This window comes from Bifidobacterium sp. LCP19S3_E9 (assembly GCF_052121135.1).
GTDB classification, from domain to species: Bacteria; Actinomycetota; Actinomycetes; order Actinomycetales; family Bifidobacteriaceae; genus Bifidobacterium; species Bifidobacterium thermacidophilum.
This window is the reverse complement of sequence record NZ_JBQKEV010000002.1, coordinates 57309-77923: the sequence shown is the minus strand read 5'-3', so window position 1 is coordinate 77923 and position 20615 is coordinate 57309. Positions and strand designations below refer to the sequence as shown.

Below are 20615 nucleotides of genomic sequence, written 5' to 3'. Positions count from 1 at the left end.
CATGATATCGGGATTGTTCCGCAACACCAATGCAACGGTGCGATTGTTGAAAGTCCGCCATTCTTCAACACTGTTTGACATTGTTTCATGAGACGGCGGTCAGTGTCTTCTGAATCGCTTCCCACAAACGTTGTCATGCCGGTTGTCAACCCGTTGCCGTGCCGGTTCGTGGCGACTCACGCGCGCAATCCTCTGCTGCTATGCGCATGAAAAACAACAAGCCCCGACGATCCAACAATCGTCAGGGCTAAGCTGATGGATTCGGGGTGGGATTCAGGCTTCTTGGCCGATGATGTGGGCCACCGCCTCGAGGGCGAGACGATACCCGAAGAATCCCATGCCGGTGATGGTTCCAGTAGCCACCGGTGAAATAACACTGCGCTTGCGGAACTCGTCGCGTGCAGCGGGATTCGAGATATGCACCTCCATCAGAGGCACGCCGGCATCACCAACCATATGCGCCGCGTCGGCGAGGCCGTAGCTGTAATGCGTGAACGCCGCCGGGTTCATGACGACCGGAATGGCGCCATCCGCGGCCTCATGCATCCAGTGGATCATCTCCGCCTCGTCATCGGTCTGCCGAACTTCCACATCCAGACCAAGTTCGTGCCCCCACTGCGTGCAATCCTTGCGCAGCGTTTCAAGGTCCTGATGCCCATACACATCGGGCTGGCGGACGCCAAGACGCCCGAGATTGGGTCCATTGACCACAAGAACATGTCGTGCCATTGCTGTCCTTTCGCTTGTTACCGAATCCTTGGCAATCGCAGGAGGCGTTCAGTGCGCGGAGCGGATCCGCTCGAACGCCTCATGCACTGCCTCGATAGGCGGATCGTCCAGATGGATCGGGTGGCCGACACCTTCGAGCACCACGAAACGCAGGGTGTTGCCGCGCGCCTTCTTGTCGCGGTGCATGAGTGCGAGCACGCTGTCCCAATCGCCGCCCGACCATGAAATCGGCAGGCCGAGCGAACCGAGCAGTTGACGATGATAGTCAACGAGATCCTGATCGATATACCCGAGGATATTGGACAGTTCCGCCGCGAACACGCACCCGACAGCAACCGCATTGCCATGCCGCCACTTGAAATGCTCAATCTGTTCGATGGCGTGACCGAGCGTGTGCCCGTAGTTGAGGAATTCACGTAACCCGGCTTCGCGCAGGTCGTTGGACACGTGATAGGCTTTGACCTTCACCGTACGCTCAATCAGTTCTGCGACAACATCCTCAAGCGGAGAGCCGAGGAAGGTGGAGCCGTTGAATTCACGCAATTGCTGTGCATGATTCTCCAGAATGCTGAGAATCTCAGGGTCGCGGATGAATCCGGATTTGGCGACTTCACCCAGGCCTTCGATGAAGATATCGTTGGGCAGGGTCTCCAGGGCTCGCATATCTGCGAGCACTCCCGCAGGCGTGTAGAACGAACCGACGAGATTCTTGCCTTGCGGCGTGTTGATACCGGTTTTCCCGCCGGTTGAGGCATCCACCATCGCCAGCAGGGATGTCGGGCAGTTCACGTAGCGGATGCCGCGCATCCAAGTCGCCGCGACGAATCCGGCAAGATCGGTCGCCGCGCCGCCACCCAAGCCGACCACGGCGTCAGAACGGGTGAATCCCTCGTTACCGAGCCGCTGCCAGATGCCGTTGGCGACCTCGATGGTCTTGCCGGCCTCGGCGTCCGGAATCAGCACATCGCTGACCTCGTACCCGGCCTGGCGCAACAGCGCGCGCGCACGATCCGAATGCCGCTGTACGGGCGCCGTATGGATCAGGGCGATTCTCACCGGCCGGTCGCCCAGCACTTCAGCGAGATGATTCGATGTCCCGACTCCGATGCGCACATCGTACGGGGTAATCGACGTGCCCGTGACATGCACGTCATGTTCCATGACCATATCCATCACCTTCCTTGCCGCATGTTGCGGCGACGATCCACGGGTATGCACATGCACATTCGCGACGGCGTCGAATACTGGGTCGCGCTCCTCGTACAAGGCACGCCAACGGGCGTCGGCATCACCGGCGAGCATCGGCCTGTTGCCGCCCCGGCGCGCCCGCTCCATCGCTTCCTGCGGATCGGCTTGCAAATAGACGACTTTGCCGCCTTGCGAGATATACTTCTGCAGATTGCGTCGGACGGACTCGGTCATGGGCGCTCCCCCGCCGAGCGAGACGATACCACCGGCCGTGTGCAACAAATCGGCGATGACCTGCGATTCCAGCTCGCGGAACTTCGGCTCGCCGTATTCGCTGAAATACTCGGTGATACGCATGCCAGCACGCTGCTCGATCACCTCGTCCGAATCAGTGAACCGAACTCCCAGCATCTGCGCGACTTCGCCGCCCACACGTGTTTTTCCAGCTCCAGGCATGCCGATGAGCACTGCCACCGGCGGCTCAGCTATACGAGGCATGTTCCGTGATTTGCCTGACCGACGACGTTGACCATGATGGCGATTGCCGTGGCCGCCATGACGATGCTCAGTCATACCATCCTCACTCTGTAATCAGTGAAATCCCTACCGATGTATGCGAACTTGCCACTGGGCGGCGCTCAGCGCAGATGCTCGGGCCAGGAGGCGAGATAGTTCTCGGCATTTCTACGCGTTTCGGCGATATTGTCACCGCCGAATTTCTCAAGGACGAACTGTGCCAAGGTCAGCCGCACCATCGCTTCGGCGACGACCGACGCCGCCGGGACTGCAGTGTTGTCGGACCGCTGATTGATGGCCTGTGCCGGCTCGCCCGTCAGCACGTCGATGGTGCGCAAAGCCTTCGGAATCGACGGAATCGGCTTCATCGCAGCCCTCACGCGGATGGGCTCGCCGTTGGACATACCACCTTCGATACCGCCGGCACGATTGCTCAGACGACTGATACGGCCGTCATCATTCACCACAATCTCATCATGGGCGAGGGAGCCGGGACGGTCTGCTTCCTTGAATCCATCGCCGATTTCGACGCCCTTAATCGCCTGGATGCCCATCAGGGCACCGGCCAGCGCCGCATCGAGACGACGGTCTGATTCGACGTACGTACCCAGTCCTGCGGGAACGCCGTACGCGATGACCTCGATGACACCGCCAAGTGTATCGGCAGACGCTTTCGCCTCGTCGATGCGTTCCATCATGCGCTGTTCGGCGTCTTTATCCAGGGTTCTGACTGGTGACGCATCGAGGGCGTCGAGGTCATCCGGGACCGGCAACGGGGCATCCTCGTCAATGCCGACACCGCCGATGGAGATGACGTGTGCAACCGTACGAATGGACAGCGCCTGTTCGAGGAAATTCGCGGCAACTGCGCCCAAAGCCACGCGGGAGGCTGTTTCGCGGGCGCTGGACCTTTCCAGAATGGGGCGGGCGTCGGTGAAACCGTATTTGCGCATGCCGGTCAGGTCCGCGTGTCCAGGGCGGGGACGACTCAGCGGAGCATTGCGGCCAGTGTCAGGCAATTCGTGGTCAAGCGGGTCGGCGCTCATGACTTCGGTCCATTTGGGCCATTCGGTGTTGCCGATTTCGATGGAGATCGGCGAGCCCAAGGTGGAGCCGTGGCGGACACCGGTCAGCAGGCGCACCTGATCCTGCTCGAATTTCATTCGCGCGCCACGCCCATAACCGAGACGACGCCGGGCAAGAGCCGCAGAGATATCCTTCGTGCAGACCCGCACGCCGGCAGGCAACCCCTCCATCATCGCGACGAGCGCTTCACCATGCGACTCCCCTGCGGTCTGCCAACGCAACATGTCGTCTCCTTTGCTCAAATTCCGGCTTGTCTGTCGTTTTCGGTAAATCCGCCTGCTGCATGACAGGAATGCGTGATTCCGCTCGTGCCATGCAGCTGGCGCAGCTTCTCGAATGATAGCGTCAACCCGCCCCACGCGTGCATCCGCGTCTTCTATATGGACACGAAAGACGCCGCTGGGCGCGTACTGTCTGCTCAGTTCGCGTTGCTGTTCGAACTCTTGTATTCGTGACGCAGCTTCCAGAACTCATCCTCGGTGGTGGCGAATTTCGTCTCACCGGTGGTGAGATTCACGGTGACGAAGTACAGCCAATCCCCCTCGGGAGGATTCATGGCGGCTTTGATTGCTGATTCGCCCGGATTGCTGATCGGCGTAGGCGGCAAGCCAGTATTGACACGCGTGTTATACGGGTTCGATGCATCCTGAAGCATGGCATCGGTGAGTTTGTCGGCGGTTGTTCCCAGACCGTAGGCGACGGTCGAGTCCATGCCGAGCGGCATGTTCTTGGCCTGCCGGTTGAGGATGACGCGCACCACTTTGCCGTAGTATTCGTCAGCATTGACTTCAGATTCGGCGATTGAAGCGATGATCAGCATCTTCTCGCGGTCCGCCCCTGTGGGCGCCCCCAGCGAATCAAGCTTTTCAACGCGCTTGTCAACCATCTCTTTAATGATGTCGCTAGCTGAATTGCGGTTTTTCACGTTATAGGTGCCCGGCTCGAACCAGCCTTCGAATTTGCCGCCGGCTTCCGCGGGGAGGATTCCGGCGCCGCCGCCATTGATGACCGCATTGAAGTCGTCGGCGCTGATGCCCGACAGTTGGGCGGCGTCGGCGATGACCTGCGAAACCCGTTCTCCTGCCTTGACTTGCAGGAATCCAGTGGCCTTGGACTGGTCGGAAAGAATCGCGATGACATCAGCGCAGGCCATGTGTTTCTTCAGTTCGTACGTGCCGGGATACAACGTGCTGTTGTTGGCGGCCACGGCGCTGGTGAATGCGGCCTGGGATTTGACGACATCGGCCTTGACCAGATTGTTCCCGATTTCTGCCGGCCCTTCGCCGCTCTCCACTGTGAATTCCACTTTGCCGGTACCTGGCCCGGGATAATCGGCGGTCAACGCCTGGGATGCGCGTTCACGGGCATCACGCCAAGACTTGAGTTTGGAATAGCCGAATACCAGCAATCCGACAACCATGGCCGCAACGACCACAATCGCCACGATACGAATGATCCGCTGGTTGCGACGCTTCTCGTGCGATTTGCGCAATTGGCGTCGCGACAAAGGCATCTCGTTCTCGGCATCGCTGTGCTCGGCGGCACCTTCAGGATGCGTATGGTCTCCAGCGTCATCGGTATCGGTCCATTGCGTACGCTCCTCGAAGAACTCGCGGAAATCATCTGGCATGGTCTCATCTCTTCCTTTCGCCGGCCTACGCAGCCTCGTTGCTGGGTATGGCATCGGCATGACGGGCGTCCAACGCTGATTGAAGAATCAGCACCGCCGATTGCTGATCGACCATCGGACGGTGGTCACGTGTTGAAATCTGGGTATCGCTCAGCTGGCGGTGGGCTGTGACGGTGGTCAACCGTTCGTCTTGCAGCTCTACAATCGGCACGTCGTTGAGCTGGATTTGCCCGGTGTTACGGTATTCCAACAGCCGCGACATGAGTTCGCGCGTCCAGCCTTGCGCTTTGCGCGCGCTTTCTCCCCGTTTGCCACTGAGCAGCAGGGGGACGCCCACGATGACGCGTCCCACCTGCTCTCGTTCGATGATGTCGATGACATCCTCGATGGCGTCCATGGCATTGCCGTGGACTTTGATATTGCCTATCGGGTGTGCGAAGGTGAGCTCGGGGTCGGACAATGCGAGTCCGACCCTGGCTTCACCGAGATCGACACCAAGCCACACCATCGTGTGGTCAGCCTCTCATCGCCTCGTCGGCGAGAGAACTCAACGCAGCATCGATCTTGCTCGCGTCGGCGCCGCCGCCTTGGGCAAAATCGGGCTTGCCGCCACCGCCGCCACCAAGCATCTTGGACGCACCGCGCACGAGGTCACCCGCCTTGATGCCGAGTTTGCGTGCGGATTCATTGGTTGCCACGGCGACCATCGGCTTGTCGTCGCCGCTGATGCCGGCAAGAGCCACCACAACCGGCTTGTCGTCACCAAGCCGGCCACGAATATCGAGGACGGTCTTGCGCAGCGCGTCGAAGGAGCCGAAATGACCCACATTCTTCGAGGCTACCGTAACAGGCGCGTTCGAAGCCTGGGCGTTCTTCACAAGCTCAGGGACGGCAGCTGCAAGCTGGGCCTCGTACATAGAGGACAGGCGACGATCGGATTCCTTGAGCTTGGCGAGCAGCGTATTGACACGATCTGCGAGCTCGTCCGGACGGGCGTTGAGCTTGTCGGACAGCTGCGAGACCAACGCATGCTCACGAGCGTTGAATTCGTAAGCGCCTTGGCCGACAACCGCATCGACACGGCGGACGCCGGAACCGATGGAAGCTTCGGACATGATGCTGATCTGGCCGATCTTGCCGACATGGTCGACGTGGGTACCACCGCACAGCTCACGGCTCCAGCCGTCCTCGCCGATGGACACGACACGCACGATATCGCCGTACTTCTCACCGAACAGATGCATCGCGCCGAGCGCAATAGCGTCGTCGAACTTCATTTCCTTGGTGGTGACGACAAGGTTGTCGCGCAGACGGTCGTTGACTCGCGCCTCCACAGCGTCCATGACGGTCTTGCTCGGGGCCTTGGACCACTGGAAATCGAAGCGCAGACGGTTCGGGGCATCTTCGGAGCCACGCTGGGTAGCCTGCGGGCCGAGCTCTTCGCGCAAAGCCTTATGCACCATGTGGGTCGCGGTGTGAGCGCGAGCGATGGCGCCACGACGCTGCAGGTCGATATTCGCGTTGACCGCGGCACCGACCACGAGCGTGCCCTCGGTCAGACGGCACTGATGGACGATCAGATCCTTGATGGGCTTCTGCACGTCGTCGACTTCAAGCACCGCGCCATCATCGGAGATAATCTCACCCTGGTCGGCGAGCTGACCGCCAGCCTGGGCGTAGAAGGGGGTGCGGTCGAGGATGACCTCGAGGTTCGCCGGGCCTGTCACCGCAGGCACCGAACCCTTGCCTTCCTGCATGATGCCGAGCACGGTGGAACGGCTCGAAAAATCGGTGTATCCGAGGAAGTCGATCGGCTTGGCGAGCGTCTTCTTGAAATCGTCGTAGACGCTCAGATCAACGTTGTGGCGCTTCTTGAGCGCGTCGGCGCGTGCACGGGACTTTTGTTCGTGCATGAGCTCGCGGAACTTCGCCTCGTCGACCTTAACGCCCTGTTCCTGGGCCATTTCAAGGGTGAGCTCAATCGGGAAGCCGTAGGTATCGTGGAGCTTGAAGGCGTCCTCACCGGAGACTTCACCATGATTACGCTTGGCCTGATCGACCGCGACGTCAAGAATCGTGGTGCCGCTTTCCAGCGTCCTCAGGAAGGCGTCTTCCTCACCGTATGCGGATTCCGAAACCTCATGGAAGGTGTCCTTGAGTTCCGGATAATTCGGTTCCATTGCCGCTTCGGAGACCGGGAAGAGTGTGGGCAGCACGTGGTCGCGCACACCGAGCATACGCATGGAGCGCACGGTTCGGCGCAGCAGACGACGCAGCACGTAGCCACGACCGACGTTGCTCGGACGCACGCCGTCGGACATGATCATGAGGGCCGAACGCACATGATCGGCCACGACGCGGAAGCGCACATCCGCGTCGGCGTCCTCACCGTAGGTACGGCCGGAGAGCTTCTCCGCGGCCTCGATGACCGGGAAGACCTCATCGGTCTCGTAGATGTTTTGCTTACCCTGCATGAGGTACGCGAGACGTTCCAGACCGGCGCCGGTATCGATGTTCTTGTGCTCCAGCTCGCCGACGATATGCAGGTCGGTCTTGGACTTGACGTTGTCGACTTCGTAGTTTTCGAAGACGAGATCCCAGATTTCGATGAACCTGTTCTCGTCAGCCGCGGGGCCGCCGTCACGGCCGTATTCCGGGCCGCGATCCACGTAAATCTCGGAGCAGGGGCCGCCGGGGCCGGGGCCGCCGGTGGTCCAGAAGTTGTCTTCCATGCCGAACACCTGCATATGTTCGGGGTCGAAGCCTTCGTTCTTCCAGATCGAGCGCGCTTCCTCATCGTCAGTGAAGGTGGTCACCCAAAGCTTTTCGGGGTCGAAACCGTAGCCGCCTTGGTCCTGCGGGGTGGTCAGCAGCTCCCACGCGTAATGGATGGCCTCCTCCTTGAAGTAATCACCGAAGGAGAAGTTGCCCAACATCTGGAAGAAGGTGCCGTGGCGGGTGGTTTTTCCGACCTCGTCGATATCGAGCGTACGCACGCACTTCTGGTTCGAGGTCACGCGCGTGGCGGGCGGCGTCTGCTCACCGAGCAGGTACGGGATGAACGGCACCATGCCTGCAATGGTGAACAGGGTTGTCGGGTTCGGCGAGATGAGCGAAGCCGACGGCATGACCAAATGGCCATGCTTCTGGAAATACGTGAGGTAACGCTTTGCGATGTCTGCTGTGCGCATAAGCGGGATGACTCCTTGTGTTGTGTGCGGCTCGCGGTTGCGGCGTGGGCCTGCGTTATTGATGCCAGACTGGTGCGGCACCTGTTACTTTGAAATACCTGAATACTGTGCGTTTAACTCCGCTTCGCGCGCTTTGCGGGTCGTGTTGAAATCCTCGATGAGACCAGCGAGCGTGCGTTGCAGGACATTGTCCTGATCGGGTCCGAGCAGGAACTGCCTTGCGTTATCAGGGGTGTTGGCCTTGACATAAGCCTGGGCTTTGGCGACGGCCACCACACCTATGACCACGCCTACTGCCACCCAGAACGTTCTTTTCATGATGCTCCTTGTCTGCATGCCCGGTTACTTCGTTTGGGCCTTCGCCCGCGTCTTGGCGTCAGCCGGCTTGGTGGGCACGACCTGCTTGCGTGCGGTTTTCTTGGAGAAGAATTGCTGAGCCGTCGACTTGAGCGCATACACCGTAGATGCAGCTTTGATGACCGGCTTGCCGAGGAATGAACCGTACAAATCAGTCAGTGCGGTGATGTTGTTTACCGTGGTGGATGCGGAATCGGAGATGCGATTGACATCAGCCAGGGACTTGTTGACCTGCTTGACTGTGGTGACCCCCTCGTCAATGGCGGGGATGGCGTGGTCACCCGACTCCTTGACGGTGATGGCGATCTGGTCGAACAGCTTGCCCAGCCGAATCAGCGGGTAGATAAGGAAGCCGACAAGAATCGCGAATGCGATTGCCGCAATCAGCCCGGCGATGTCTCCAACACCCATGCGAACCTCTTTCTGCTCACGCGCGTACAGCGCTACGATACCGGGTTAAGCCTAGTAGGCGGGCGAGACGCGCGCCTTGTTGACGAATGTATCGCCCCCGGGCGCGCAGGTCAATTGTTGTAGGAAATTACGCTCAGCGCCGTATCGAATGGGGCTTCGGTGTCAAAGTCAAGCTGTGTCACACTGCCGTTGCCCGGTCGTTCGGACAGGTCATAGCCGTCCGGGGCGAAACGATGCATGAGGCTGAGCAGGGTGTTGCCGTGAGAGATCTGCAACACGCGGTCACCGTCATGGAGCATGTGATTGGACGCGATGAGCCGGTACCCGCCTTCGATCCGGTTCCAGTATTCCTCGTCTGATTCCGCATCATGGAAGGGATCGGCTTGTTTGAGGAAATCACGGGTCGCGGAGAGCCCATACTGCGAGACGATCTTCTGATAGGTTCCGGCGCCATGAGGAGCCCCCGCCGCCCACCAGGAGGCGGACATATCCTGTCCTTCGAAATACCCGTAGTATTGTTCGCGGAAATGCAAGTCGGCGATCAGTGTCGGGCGCTTATGACCGTGGCTTTCGTTCACGTCGAGGATCATGCGCGCCGTCTGTTCCGCGCGCGTGGTGTCAGAACAGTAAGCGGCGGCGAACTGGATTCCTTCGAGCTTGCGGGCGGCGCGTTCAGCGTCGGTGAGCCCTTGTTCGGTCAGCGGGGAATTTGACCAGCCTTGCAGCCGGTTGTAGCGGTTGAAATAGGTCTGGCCATGGCGGACCAGATACAGATGCAACTTCATGACACCCATGCTATAGCCGCGTGTCCGTAGGTGCGCATGTCGCACCGGCGTGTCGTTTTTAGATACGTCTGTAGCGGTTTGTACAAATGTCTAACGCATCGAACGCGAGGAAGGGAACCATGGCAAGTCAAGCCGGTATCAGCGAACACCAGTCGCACGAAGACATGTCTGTGCATGCCGGCGGTCGATACCGTGGTATCGATGGGTTGCGCGCCCTTGCGATTGTGTCAGTCGTGCTGTTTCATACGCGTCCGTCCATGCTCTCCGGCGGTTTCCTCGGCGTGACGGTCTTCTTTGTCATCACCGGTTTCTTGAGTACCCGTAGCATTGAGCGCGCGATCGGACGCGGTAGCTTCCGGTACGGTTCATACGTGCTCAAACGGCTCAAACGGCTGTGGCCGATGGTCTTGGCATCCATCGCGCTGACCATTCCGCTCGTGTACCTGTTCTCCCCTTCGCTGCTTCTCAAGGCGCGGGCGGACGCGTTGCCTGCGGCGGCATTCGTGGTCAACTGGGTGTATATCTTCCGCAAACTGCCGTATTTCGCCACGGCTGGCCTGCCTTCTCCCCTGACCCCGCTGTGGTTTGTGGCGATTGTCATGCAGTTCGCTGTGCTGTGGCCGGCGATCCTGCTGCTGCTGCACCGCATCTGCCGTACCCGCTGGATGATGCACGCGGCGGTGCTGTTCCTGATTCTTGGTTCATCCGTCGCCATGGGGGCGCTTTCCTTCAACGGGAACGATACCGCGCACCTGTATTACGGTCTTGATACGCGCGCGGCCGAGCTGCTGGTCGGCGCCGAGCTCGCACTGTTGCTCGCGGACCGCGGCGCGGCGCCTGTGTCAAAAGATACCAAGCCAGGGCTTCGTGCGGCCACCGACGACTCCGCGAACGACGGAACCGGACAGCGGGTTCCGGCACGGGCGTGGGTGAACCGGTTGGTCAAGCGCATGACTTATCGCACCACCGTAGGAGGTGCGACCATCGGCATGTCCGACATATTCGCGTTGATCGCGCTGCTCGCCCTGGCAGCCGGCGTCGCAGTTGTCGATGGCGAGGCCATATGGATGTACCGCGGCGGCTATCTGGTGGCGGCCATCTTGGCGGCGTTGCTGGTCGCTGCCTGCACAGTACGCGGGTCTATCACAGCGGCGATTCTGGGGTGCCAGCCGTTGGTCGTCGCGGGGGCTCGGGCGTTTGCGGTGTACATCATCCATTTCCCGCTGCTGGAGATCATGAATCCGGCGACACGCACGACCACGATGCCGTGGTGGGGCTGGCTGTTGCAGTTCGCGGTGATTGCGGGCGCGGCGGAACTCATCCACCGATTCATCGAAGTCCCGGTGCAGCGGGGCATCACGGCCGGAACCACTTCCGAGGCGACGGAAAAAGGCGCGAAGTCAGTTGCCGGCGGCAACGATGGTCGCGCGGGTCAGCCCAACGATAACAACGCGGAGTCGAAGGCCATGACAGGCCTGCGGCTGGTGGTGACAGGCGCCGGGCGTACCGTGCGCACATATCTAGCGGATGTGCAGCCGGCGGCGAAGGTGATGGCTGCGGCTGGTTTGGTCGCTGTCATCATCGTCGGGTGCCTGCCGTTCGACTGGGACGGCATCGTTGAACAGCGTTCAATCGAGCTGCGGCCGGAAATCGCAGGCGAAGCCAGCCTCGCAGGGAAAAAGGCCCTCGCTGGTGTCCCCGGTTCGTCACCGTCCGCGGGAGCGTCCAAGGCACCAGATTCCGCTGGACACGCCGCTTCCCCATCGTCCAAGTCCTCGGCTTCAGGCTCGTCCAAGAACGCCCAGCAAACTCCTTCGAAGGCCCCCGCCACGCCGAAGATGAACGCGCATGCCGAAAAAGTGCCGACAGGCGTCCCGCTGTCGTCGTGGACTTTCGATGCGGCGACCGGTGTGTGTAGCGCCGACCCATTGATCATCGGGGATTCCGTGGCTTTGGGAGCCGCGGATATCATCCAGCAAATCATGCCCAAAGCCGTCATTGATGCGCAGGTCAGCCGGCAGATCACCACAGCGCCGGGAATCTACGCCCAACATGCCGGGGCAGGGCAAGGCGGCAGCGTGGTCGTAGTCGCGCTCGGCGACAACGGCCCGATTCGCGACGAGGCCGAATTGCAAAGCATCGTCGATGCGATGGATGGCAAGCCGGTGTACTTCCTCACCTTGCGCGTTCCGGTCTCGTGGCAAGACCAGAACAACGCGATTCTGCGTTCCTTCGCGGCGAGCCACCGCAATGTCGGCATCATCGACTGGTACGGCACCAGCGAAGGGCACAGCGAATACCTGTACGACGACGGCACGCATCTGACGCCGCAAGGCCGCCCGGTGTACGCCACCATGCTCCGCCAGGCATTCTGCGGCCAGTGACGCCCGGATTCCTTCTGATATCTGATCGTGTGCTGTAGACTGACGGCATGAAACGCTTTCTCATCAATTGGCTGATCTTGACTATCGCGGCCGGTGTCATGGTGGCGGTGCTGCCCGGCATGCAGGCGAAAGGTGAACCTCCGATCCTGGGCATCGCCGCGTTCTCTCTGTTCATGGCGTTGATCAATGCGTCGATCAAACCGGTCGTGCACCTTCTGGCACTCCCCTTCTCGCTGCTGAGTTTCGGATTCGTTGCGCTGGTGATCAACTGGCTGTTCATGGAGCTCGCCTCGTGGCTCGCCTTCTCGTTCTTCGACGTGGGCGTGGTCATCGACGGGTTCTGGTGGTCGGTACTCGGCTCGCTCATCATGTCCATCGTGTCGTCGATTGTTTCAGGCGTGTTCGGCAAGTAAGCTGACTCCCCCCCCCCCGCAGGTGTCCGCGGATCTTCATTGACCCGCGGACCGTACAGGCTCCGGTTGCCGTTGAAGAATATCGAAGTTTGGTGAATCCTGCGGCGACAGATCCCATGCAATGTCTGTTCCATGCAGCGTCTGTTCAGAGAAGAGTTGCAGATAGCAGAAGACCCCGTCAAAAGCGGGGCCTTGTGCTGTATGTCCTTGAAAAATGGAATGGATCCAGGTCAGCGAGCGTAGAACTCGACGACGTACTGGATGTTCACCTGCACCGGGATCTCTTCCGGAACGGGCTTGCGGGTCAGGGTCGCCTTCAGGGAAGCGAGGTTGACATCGAGATACGGCGGAACAGCCGGAAGCACGTCGCGGTGGACGCCTTCGGCAGCAGCCTGGAACGGCACCATGGTCTGGCTCTTCGGCTTGACCTGGATGGTCTGGCCGGGCTTGACGCGGTAGGACGGACGATCGACGATGTTGCCGTCAACCATGATGTGACGGTGCACCACGAACTGGCGGGCCTGGGCGGTCGTGCGGGCGAAGCCGGCACGCAGCACGAGGGCGTCGAGACGGGTCTCAAGATCGGTGAGCATAGCAGCACCGGTCTGGCCAGCGGTACGGGTGCCCTTGACGTAAGCGGCGCGAAGCTGCTTCTCGGAGATGCCGTACTGGGCGCGCAGACGCTGCTTCTCACGCAGACGCACCGCGTAATCGGATTCGGTGCGGCGACGGGTGCGGCCGTGCTCGCCAGGAGCGTACGGACGCTTTTCGAACAGGCGCTGGGCCTTCGGGGTCAGTGCAATGCCGAGGGCGCGAGAAAGACGCACCTGACGGCGGGAACGCTGAGCGTTAGTCATATTGTTCCTTTTCTGTCGTTATCTGAACGGAACGCGAAAGATATTCCCTCGCGCTGAGCCAGCCTCTCCAGTGCTTCATCGTGCCATGCACGAACGGAGGACCGCTTTGTACGGACCGCCGCCGACCCACTGACGGGCTAAGACTCCAGATAGTGCGTGCGGTTGCACACACGAGTCACTAACATACACCACACCTGCGACCTCGCTCCCGGCTCCCCTGTGACGGCGTGCCGGGAGCGTCGTGCAAGGCTGCGATAGGTGACAGCAACGCATGCGCTCAGAGCTTCTCGATCGGTGCCGCGCGGAGCATGAGCCGCTTGACGCCGTCGGATCCGAAGTCCACGGTGATCACGGAGTTGCGGCCCTTGTCCTGAGTTTCCAGCACAGTACCGAGGCCATACTTGTCGTGCGTGATCTTGTCGCCGACCTTGAAATCGGAGATGTTCAAGCCGTTGTCCTTGCCCACCTGCGATGTGCCGGATGCCGCGCTCTTCTTGTGTGAAACGGCTGAGGTGTGCCGAGTGGTCACTTTCCCGGAACGCCCCGAATCTGATGACGGACCATAGCCGTACGAGCCGTGGGAACCATACGAGGAGCCCGAACGCGACCCGTAGCCGCGCGACGAGGACGAGCCGGACCGCGATCCGTAGGATGAGCCGCCATACGAAGACCCGCCGTAGGAGGAGCCGTATGTCGAGCCGCCGGAACGCCGGGACGATGAGGAGCGTCCCGAACCATACGAGCTGCGTGAGCCATATGATCCGAAGGTCGAGCCGCCGAAGCTGGTCGAGCCGAAATCGTCGTCATCGCCCCATCCGCCGAATTCATCGTCATCGAGACCACCGGACTTCCAGCCGCTGCCCATGCGTTCGGTACTTGCCTCACGCCGCTTCCAGTCGATAAGTTCATCAGGAATCTCATCAAGGAACTGGCTGGGCATCATGTCGTCGGCACGCCCCCACTGCGAGCGGACCGCGGCGCGCGTCAGGTACAGGCGCTGCTTGGCGCGGGTGATGCCCACGTAGGCGAGCCGGCGTTCCTCCGCCAGTTCGCTGGTGTCTTCGAGCGAGCGGGAATGCGGGAACGTGCCCTGTTCCATGCCGGTGAGGAACACGACCGGGTACTCGAGGCCTTTGGCGGTGTGCAGGGTCATAAGCGTGACCTTGCCACTGTCTTCGTTCTCGCCTGGCAGCTGGTCGGAATCCGCAACGAGCGCGGTCGTTTCGAGGAAGCTTTCGAGGGTCGCGTCGGGCGTATTCTGCTCAAATTCGGCTGCAACCGATTGCAACTGCGAGAGGTTCTCCACACGGGAGGCGTCCTGCGGGTCTTCGGAGCGTTGCAGTTCCTCGAGCAGACCGGACTTGTCAAGCACTTCAGCGACGATGTCTGACGGCTGGTTCGCATGGTCGCGCGCGAAGGCGGCAAGATGCTGCATGGTGTCGCGGAATGCGCCGAGCAATTTCGCGGTGCGCGTGGGCAGACCCTCGATTTGTTCCATATTGGCTATTCCTTGCCAGAACGGTACGGCATGCGCATCGGCATACGAGGCGACAATCGCTTCGGCACGCGCCCCGAGACCACGCTTGGGCACGTTGAGGATGCGCCGCATATTCACGCTGTCAGCCGGGTTGACAATCGCCTGAAGATAGGCGATGGCGTCTTTGATTTCCTTGCGCTCATAGAACTTGGTGCCGCCGATGAGCTGGTACGGGATACCCGCGTTGATCAAGGCCTCTTCAAGGGAGCGCGACTGGGCGTTCGCCCGGTACATGATGGAGACATCGGAGTACTTGTAGCCGTCTTCGGCGACGAGACGGGCGATTTCGGTGGCGATCCACAAGGCTTCCTGCTGCGCGTTGTCCGCCGCGTAGCCTGTAATCGGCGCGCCCTTGCCTGCGGCGGTCCACAGCTTCTTGGGTTTGCGCCCTTCGTTGTGAGAGATGACCGCGTTGGCCGCGTCGAGAATCGTCTGCGTCGAACGGTAGTTCTGCTCGAGCATGATGGTCTTCGCGTCCGGGAAATCCTTCTCGAAATCCTGGATATTGCTGATATCCGCGCCACGGAACGCGTAAATCGACTGGTCGGAATCGCCGACGACCGTCACCCACGCCGGGCCCACCCTGCCAGCGCCAATCGTCGAGGGATCAGGCTGCTCATTGGCATCGATGCCAGCAAGCTCGCGGATCAGCACGTATTGCGCGTGGTTGGTGTCCTGGTACTCGTCGACGAGAATATAGCGGAACTTATGCCGGTAGTAATCGGCGACATCCGGCTGGGTACGCAGCAGTTCGACGGTACGCATGATCAGGTCGTCGAAATCGACGGCGTTCGCCGCGGCGAGACGATGCTGGTATTCCGCGTAGACCACGGCATACAGCTGTTCCTCATTGCCGTACCGGCCCAGCTGGTAGCCGCGCTGGCCGGGACGGTAATCCGGGGCGAACTGCTTGAGCTGCCCCTGCCACGTTTGCAGATTGTTCTTGTAATCCGAAATCCTGGCGAGCATCGCGCGCGGGGTATAGCGCTTGATGTCGATGTTCAAGTCGGTGGCGATGAGCTTGACCAGCCGCTGGCAGTCCTGGGTGTCGTAGATGGAGAAACCGGAGTTCAATCCGATGGCCTGCCCGTCACGGCGAAGGATACGCACGCATGCCGAATGGAAGGTGGACACCCACATACGCTGGGCGACCGGGCCAATCAGCGTGGTCAGCCGCTCGCGCATTTCGGCTGCAGCCTTGTTGGTGAAGGTGATGGCGAGGATCTGGCTCGGCCAGGCGTTGAACTGGGTGAGGATCCACGCGATGCGACGGGTTAGCACACGCGTCTTGCCGGAACCGGCGCCCGCGCCAATCAGCAGTGCCGGCCCCTGATACTGGACCGCCTGCGCCTGCTGCGGATTGAGCCCGCCAAGCAGCTCCTGTGCGCTACGAGCGAGAACTGGGGAATCATTGTCGAACACTGTCACCCTCCGAATCATGCCATCGCCGACTGTACGGCGCCCATAATTTCTACCACAGCCACAGGTCAGCACGACGCGCGCCTACTGCCGGGCGGATGTGCGGCGCTCGCGGTATGCTCGCTCCATTACACCCGTCCCGGCCAGGCTCGTCGCGCATGTCGTCATGCACCCACGAACCATATCAAACACATGGCCGCGAGGGTGGCCAGACAAGCCGGGGCCAAGGCTCCACAAGAGAACACGAGGCAGGTCAATGAAAGAACTCGAAGAGCGCATCCGTCGTGACGGTATCGTCAAGCCGGGGAACGTCCTCAAAGTGGACGCATTTCTGAACCATCAATGCGATGTCAAGTTGTTCGACCAGATGGGCCGGGAATGGGCACGGCTGTTCGCCGGCAAGCAGATCGACAAGATCTTGACCATTGAGGCTTCAGGCATCGGTATCGCCTGTGTCGCGGCGCGTCATTTCGGCGACGTGCCGGTCGTGTTCGCTAAGAAAGCGCAGTCCATCAATCTTGACGGCGACCAGTATGTCACGAAGGTGTACTCGTTCACCAAGCAGCGCGAGTTCCCGGTCATCGTGTCCAAGCGCTTCCTGAACCCCGGCGAGCATGTGCTGCTCATTGATGATTTCCTCGCCAATGGCAAGGCGATGGAGGGGCTGATCGAGCTGTGCCACGAGGCAGGCGTGGTGGTCGAAGGCATCGGCATCGCCATCGAGAAGGGCTTCCAGGACGGCGGCGCGAAGCTGCGCGAGGCCGGCTATGACCTGCAATCGTTGGCAATTGTGGACTCGATGAATCCGGACACCGGTGAAATCACGTTCCGCGAAGCCTGACGGGTTGTGCACAGCAAATACGCAAACAGCACAGAGACCAGGAAAAAGACAGGCAGGAGACATATGGGCAACCCCATCGAAATGCCGTCGGAGCATGACAAGACGGCAGCCGACCAGAACGTGACAACGACGGCACAGACAACGGCAACAACAACTCAGGACAACGCGACGCAAGGCAAACCTGTACAAGGCAACACCGTGCAAGACACCGCCACGAAGAAGAACACGCCGGAAACCACGGCCGCCGCCGCATCAGCCGAAACGGAGAAAGCCGCAACATCCAACCCGCTGACCGAGCTTGACGGCAAAATCTCCTTCTGGAAAGGCATCCCCTTCGGTCTGCAGCACGTGATGGCGATGTTCGTGGCGAATCTCGCCCCGATTTTCCTTGTGACGGCGGCCGCGAAGATGAGCCCGGAACAGTCAGCGATGATTATCCAGAACGGCCTGCTGGTCGCCGGCCTCGGCACGTGTCTTCAGCTGTACCCGTTGTGGCGTATCGGCAGCCGTCTGCCCATGGTCACCGGTATTTCCTTCACTTATGTGGCGGCGGCCATCGCCGTAGTCAGCGACAAAGGGTATGGCGCGGTTGTCGGCGCAGTGATGGTCGGCGGTCTGCTTGAACTCGTGCTGGGCCTGACCGCACGGTTCTGGCGCCGTTTCGTCCCGCCGATCGTCTCTGCAATCGTGGTCACCTCGATCGGTTTCTCGCTGCTCAGCGTCGGCGCGACATCATTCGGCGGCGGCTCCGGCGCCAAGGATTTCGGTAGCTGGCAGAATCTGACCCTCGGTCTGGTCTCCCTGGTTGCCTGCCTGGCGTTCCAGCTGCTCATGAAAGGCACCGCCAAGCAGCTGTCGGTGCTCTTCGGCCTCGTGGTGGGCTATGTGGTGGCCTTATTCATGGGCAAGGTCGATTTCTCGGGGTTCCAGAACCTGGCAGTGCTCAGCGCGCCGCATGTCATGCCGTTCAAGGTGCAGTTCGACGCGGGCGCAATCATCTCCTTCGCCCTGTTGTACGTGGTGTCCTCGGTCGAAGTGCTTGGCGACACCGCCGCCTTGGCGAAGGTCGGTCTCAACCGTGCGCCTTCCGAGCGTGAAACCGCCGGTGCAATCGCCGGTGACGGCCTGATTTCCAGCGTCTCCGGCCTGTTCGGCTGCCTGCCGCTGACATCGTTTGCACAGAATATCGGGCTTGTGGCGATGACCAAGGTTGTTAACCGCAAGGTGATTCTCTCCGGCGGCCTGATTCTAGTGCTCGCAAGCTTCGTCCCCGGCATCGCCGCAGTGTTCAACTCGCTGCCGCAAGCAGTGCTGGGCGGCTGCACCATCATGATGTTCGGCACAATCGTGCTCTCCGGCTTCCAGATGATCGCCGAAGCGGGCTTCACACAGCGCAATATCGCCATCGCGGCGCTCAGCTTGACCATCGGCATCGGCTTCACACAGGTGCAGGGCATATTCTCCCAGTTCCCGTCACTGTTCCAGTCGATTTTCGCGAGCAACTGCATCGCGCTGGCCTTCGTGGTCGCGGTCATCCTCAACGCAGTACTGCCGGGCGAGGAGCATTTCCTCGCGTCGAACGGCGAAGTCAACGAAAAGCGCTGAATCTCATAGACGTTCATAGACGTTCCAAAGCGGCGACACCGGAAGAAACTATCTCTCCCGGTGTCGCCGTTTTCGTTAGCGTATTTCCCGTCTGTAATACCGAATCACCTGGATTTGTGAGACAATGATGGTACCTGGGTACACCCGGCGGCGAAGGGAAGCCTTATGGACCGTTACACGAGCACGATGACCGAGCTCATCGGTCTGATGCGCATCATCGGCAATGACACCCAGCAGTGCGAGGTCAAGGAATGCAAGCGCAAGATGTCCTCGACCATCACCGAAACGCTGTCCGCGTTTTCCAACGGTTCCGGCGGCTGGATCATTCTCGGTTTGTCAGAGAAGAACGGGTTCACACCGGTCGAGGGGTTCAACGCGCGCGCCATGCAGGAGGCGCTCAGCCAGGCGTGTGAGCGGCTCACCCCGGTGGTGCGTCCGGTAATCGTCACATGCCCGTTCGAGGGAACCAACTTGGTGTTCGCGCGGGTAGATGAGATGCAGCCGCGACTCAAACCGTGTTTCATCACCGCGCTCGGCCCGCATGACGGGTCGTTCATCCGTACAGGTGACGGGGACCGGCATATGACCGCCTATGAGGTCGACCGGCTTATCGAGGAGCACAACCAGCCCACGTATGATCTCGATCTTGTTCCGCGAGCGACTATCGATGACCTCGATCCGGCCTTGGTCCAAGCGGTGACCGGCAATGCGCGCGAACGGCATCCGCACGTGTTCGCCGACCGCAGTGACGAACAGGTGCTGTGCGATTTGCAGGCGCTTCGCCATGACGACAGTGATGCGTCCCAAGTCGGCGGTGTGCTGCGCCCCACGCTTGCCGGTCTGCTCGCGCTCGGCCGGTACCCGCAGAAATACTATCCGCGGCTTGGCGTATCCGTGGCGGTGTTCCCTGGCACGAACGCCGATGACGTGTTCCGCGGGAATGAATCACTAATTGCGACCCAGCATGTGGTCGGATCCATCCCGGTGATGATCGAGGACACCACGGAATCGCTGATGCGTTGGATCGGCGGGCGTAAGCCCGAATACCCGCCAGCGGCGCTGCGCGAGGCGATCGCGAACGCGCTCATCCACCGCGACTACTCCCCTGACGCGCAAGGCACGCCCGTCCGCGTGAGCGTGTTCACCGACCGTATTACCATCACGAATCCCGGCGGATTGTATGGCACCGTCACGCAGGAGGTGCTGTCCAAACACCCGCAGGATGACGGGCCGACGATGACATCGACCCGCAACCAGTTCCTGTTCACGCTGCTTGAACTCACTCCCTCACCGCACGGCGGCACGGTCGTTACCTCTGAGGGTGACGGGTTCCGGCAGATCCTCTCCCAGTTGCGCGAATCCGGCATTGAACCGGCGGAAGCGCGCAACGAGCATGGCATGTTCACGATGACGTTCACGAAACGCAGACTTCATGCCGTCGATTCGCCGTCCGAGGTCTCCCAAGCGATTCTTGGCCTGTTGGAACGCCATTCGGCGATGAGCGCGAAGGAAATCATCCGCGAACTGCATTTGACGCCGCTCGCCGTGGCTTCCGGCCTGCGTGAGCTCGTCCGCGCCGGAGAGATCGCGCAGGCGCACCCGCCTGCCGAGGATGGGACCAAACGCTACCGGCTGCGCGGGCGGTGAGAAGGCATTGCCGAATTGA

Annotated in this window: 16 protein-coding genes; 5 read left to right on the top strand and 11 right to left on the bottom strand. The window is 60.7% G+C overall.

The genetic code is table 11. From position 1 onward, the window contains the following. Nucleotides 1-273: 273 nt before the first annotated feature. The 9 genes from ACTQYB_RS01240 to ACTQYB_RS01200 all read right to left on the bottom strand — a co-directional run bounded on the left by ACTQYB_RS01240 (nt 274) and on the right by ACTQYB_RS01200 (nt 9893). A complete protein-coding gene (locus tag ACTQYB_RS01240) occupies nt 274-729 on the bottom strand; it encodes a type II 3-dehydroquinate dehydratase (protein WP_015450492.1) in 456 nt (151 codons plus the stop codon). A gap of 48 nt (nt 730-777) precedes the next feature. Continuing rightward, a complete protein-coding gene (locus tag ACTQYB_RS01235) occupies nt 778-2415 on the bottom strand; it encodes a bifunctional shikimate kinase/3-dehydroquinate synthase (protein ID WP_441481991.1) in 1638 nt (545 codons plus the stop codon). A 140-nt stretch (nt 2416-2555) separates the two neighbouring features. Further along, nucleotides 2556-3743 (bottom strand): chorismate synthase, encoded by a 1188-nt coding sequence (gene aroC, locus ACTQYB_RS01230; protein WP_015450490.1) that lies wholly within the window; start codon nt 3741-3743, stop codon nt 2556-2558. A 194-nt stretch (nt 3744-3937) separates the two neighbouring features. Beyond that, nucleotides 3938-5149, bottom strand: a complete 1212-nt coding sequence (gene mltG / locus ACTQYB_RS01225; protein WP_441481953.1) for an endolytic transglycosylase MltG — start codon at nt 5147-5149, stop codon at nt 3938-3940. A gap of 25 nt (nt 5150-5174) precedes the next feature. Then, nucleotides 5175-5657: a Holliday junction resolvase RuvX gene (gene ruvX, locus ACTQYB_RS01220; RefSeq protein ID WP_441481952.1), complete on the bottom strand. Its 483-nt coding sequence runs from the start codon at nt 5655-5657 to the stop codon at nt 5175-5177. A gap of 7 nt (nt 5658-5664) precedes the next feature. Then, complete coding sequence (alaS, locus tag ACTQYB_RS01215; protein WP_441481951.1) at nt 5665-8340, bottom strand: alanine--tRNA ligase; 2676 nt, start codon at nt 8338-8340, stop codon at nt 5665-5667. 84 nt (nt 8341-8424) lie between these two features. Next, nucleotides 8425-8661 carry a hypothetical protein gene (locus ACTQYB_RS01210; protein WP_026650494.1) on the bottom strand — a complete coding sequence of 79 codons (237 nt, stop codon included), beginning with the start codon at nt 8659-8661 and terminating at the stop codon, nt 8425-8427. A 21-nt stretch (nt 8662-8682) separates the two neighbouring features. Further along, a complete protein-coding gene (locus tag ACTQYB_RS01205; protein ID WP_033505493.1) occupies nt 8683-9108 on the bottom strand; it encodes a DUF948 domain-containing protein in 426 nt (141 codons plus the stop codon). A gap of 110 nt (nt 9109-9218) precedes the next feature. Further along, on the bottom strand, nt 9219-9893 hold the full coding sequence (locus ACTQYB_RS01200) for a histidine phosphatase family protein (RefSeq protein ID WP_441481950.1): 675 nt from the start codon (nt 9891-9893) through the stop codon (nt 9219-9221). A 119-nt stretch (nt 9894-10012) separates the two neighbouring features. On the opposite strand from ACTQYB_RS01200, the gene ACTQYB_RS01195 reads away from it, so the two are divergent. After that, a complete protein-coding gene (locus tag ACTQYB_RS01195) occupies nt 10013-12277 on the top strand; it encodes an acyltransferase family protein (RefSeq protein WP_441481949.1) in 2265 nt (754 codons plus the stop codon). A gap of 47 nt (nt 12278-12324) precedes the next feature. Then, on the top strand, nt 12325-12690 hold the full coding sequence (locus ACTQYB_RS01190; RefSeq protein WP_168984156.1) for a phage holin family protein: 366 nt from the start codon (nt 12325-12327) through the stop codon (nt 12688-12690). Between the two features lie 230 nt (nt 12691-12920). On the opposite strand, the gene rpsD is transcribed toward ACTQYB_RS01190, so the two are convergent. Further along, nucleotides 12921-13547, bottom strand: coding sequence for a 30S ribosomal protein S4 (gene rpsD, locus ACTQYB_RS01185; protein WP_015450480.1), 627 nt, complete (start codon nt 13545-13547; stop codon nt 12921-12923). 277 nt (nt 13548-13824) lie between these two features. After that, the gene (locus tag ACTQYB_RS01180; RefSeq protein ID WP_441481948.1) at nt 13825-16524 is read right to left on the bottom strand and encodes a UvrD-helicase domain-containing protein; all 2700 of its coding nucleotides are present in this window, start codon (nt 16522-16524) and stop codon (nt 13825-13827) included. Between the two features lie 235 nt (nt 16525-16759). On the opposite strand from ACTQYB_RS01180, the gene ACTQYB_RS01175 reads away from it, so the two are divergent. The 3 genes from ACTQYB_RS01175 to ACTQYB_RS01165 all read left to right on the top strand — a co-directional run bounded on the left by ACTQYB_RS01175 (nt 16760) and on the right by ACTQYB_RS01165 (nt 20596). Further along, a complete protein-coding gene (locus tag ACTQYB_RS01175; protein WP_441481947.1) occupies nt 16760-17344 on the top strand; it encodes a xanthine phosphoribosyltransferase in 585 nt (194 codons plus the stop codon). A 63-nt stretch (nt 17345-17407) separates the two neighbouring features. Then, a complete protein-coding gene (locus ACTQYB_RS01170) occupies nt 17408-18949 on the top strand; it encodes a nucleobase:cation symporter-2 family protein (protein ID WP_441481946.1) in 1542 nt (513 codons plus the stop codon). Nucleotides 18950-19114: 165 nt separating this feature from the next. Then, nucleotides 19115-20596 (top strand): ATP-binding protein, encoded by a 1482-nt coding sequence (locus ACTQYB_RS01165; protein WP_441481945.1) that lies wholly within the window; start codon nt 19115-19117, stop codon nt 20594-20596. The last annotated feature ends 19 nt before the right edge of the window (nt 20597-20615 follow it).

What these genes read in the sequence shown, in the direction of transcription:
- ACTQYB_RS01240 (WP_015450492.1), bottom strand. Translation starts at nt 729, where the DNA reads ATGGCACGACATGTTCTTGTGGTCAATGGACCCAATCTCGGGCGTCTT.
- ACTQYB_RS01235 (WP_441481991.1), bottom strand. Translation starts at nt 2,415, where the DNA reads ATGCCTCGTATAGCTGAGCCGCCGGTGGCAGTGCTCATCGGCATGCCT.
- aroC (WP_015450490.1), bottom strand. Translation starts at nt 3,743, where the DNA reads ATGTTGCGTTGGCAGACCGCAGGGGAGTCGCATGGTGAAGCGCTCGTC.
- mltG (WP_441481953.1), bottom strand. Translation starts at nt 5,149, where the DNA reads ATGCCAGATGATTTCCGCGAGTTCTTCGAGGAGCGTACGCAATGGACC.
- ruvX (WP_441481952.1), bottom strand. Translation starts at nt 5,657, where the DNA reads ATGGTGTGGCTTGGTGTCGATCTCGGTGAAGCCAGGGTCGGACTCGCA.
- alaS (WP_441481951.1), bottom strand. Translation starts at nt 8,340, where the DNA reads ATGCGCACAGCAGACATCGCAAAGCGTTACCTCACGTATTTCCAGAAG.
- ACTQYB_RS01205 (WP_033505493.1), bottom strand. Translation starts at nt 9,108, where the DNA reads ATGGGTGTTGGAGACATCGCCGGGCTGATTGCGGCAATCGCATTCGCG.
- ACTQYB_RS01200 (WP_441481950.1), bottom strand. Translation starts at nt 9,893, where the DNA reads ATGAAGTTGCATCTGTATCTGGTCCGCCATGGCCAGACCTATTTCAAC.
- ACTQYB_RS01195 (WP_441481949.1), top strand. Translation starts at nt 10,013, where the DNA reads ATGGCAAGTCAAGCCGGTATCAGCGAACACCAGTCGCACGAAGACATG.
- ACTQYB_RS01190 (WP_168984156.1), top strand. Translation starts at nt 12,325, where the DNA reads ATGAAACGCTTTCTCATCAATTGGCTGATCTTGACTATCGCGGCCGGT.
- rpsD (WP_015450480.1), bottom strand. Translation starts at nt 13,547, where the DNA reads ATGACTAACGCTCAGCGTTCCCGCCGTCAGGTGCGTCTTTCTCGCGCC.
- ACTQYB_RS01180 (WP_441481948.1), bottom strand. Translation starts at nt 16,524, where the DNA reads ATGATTCGGAGGGTGACAGTGTTCGACAATGATTCCCCAGTTCTCGCT.
- ACTQYB_RS01175 (WP_441481947.1), top strand. Translation starts at nt 16,760, where the DNA reads ATGAAAGAACTCGAAGAGCGCATCCGTCGTGACGGTATCGTCAAGCCG.
- ACTQYB_RS01170 (WP_441481946.1), top strand. Translation starts at nt 17,408, where the DNA reads ATGGGCAACCCCATCGAAATGCCGTCGGAGCATGACAAGACGGCAGCC.
- ACTQYB_RS01165 (WP_441481945.1), top strand. Translation starts at nt 19,115, where the DNA reads ATGGACCGTTACACGAGCACGATGACCGAGCTCATCGGTCTGATGCGC.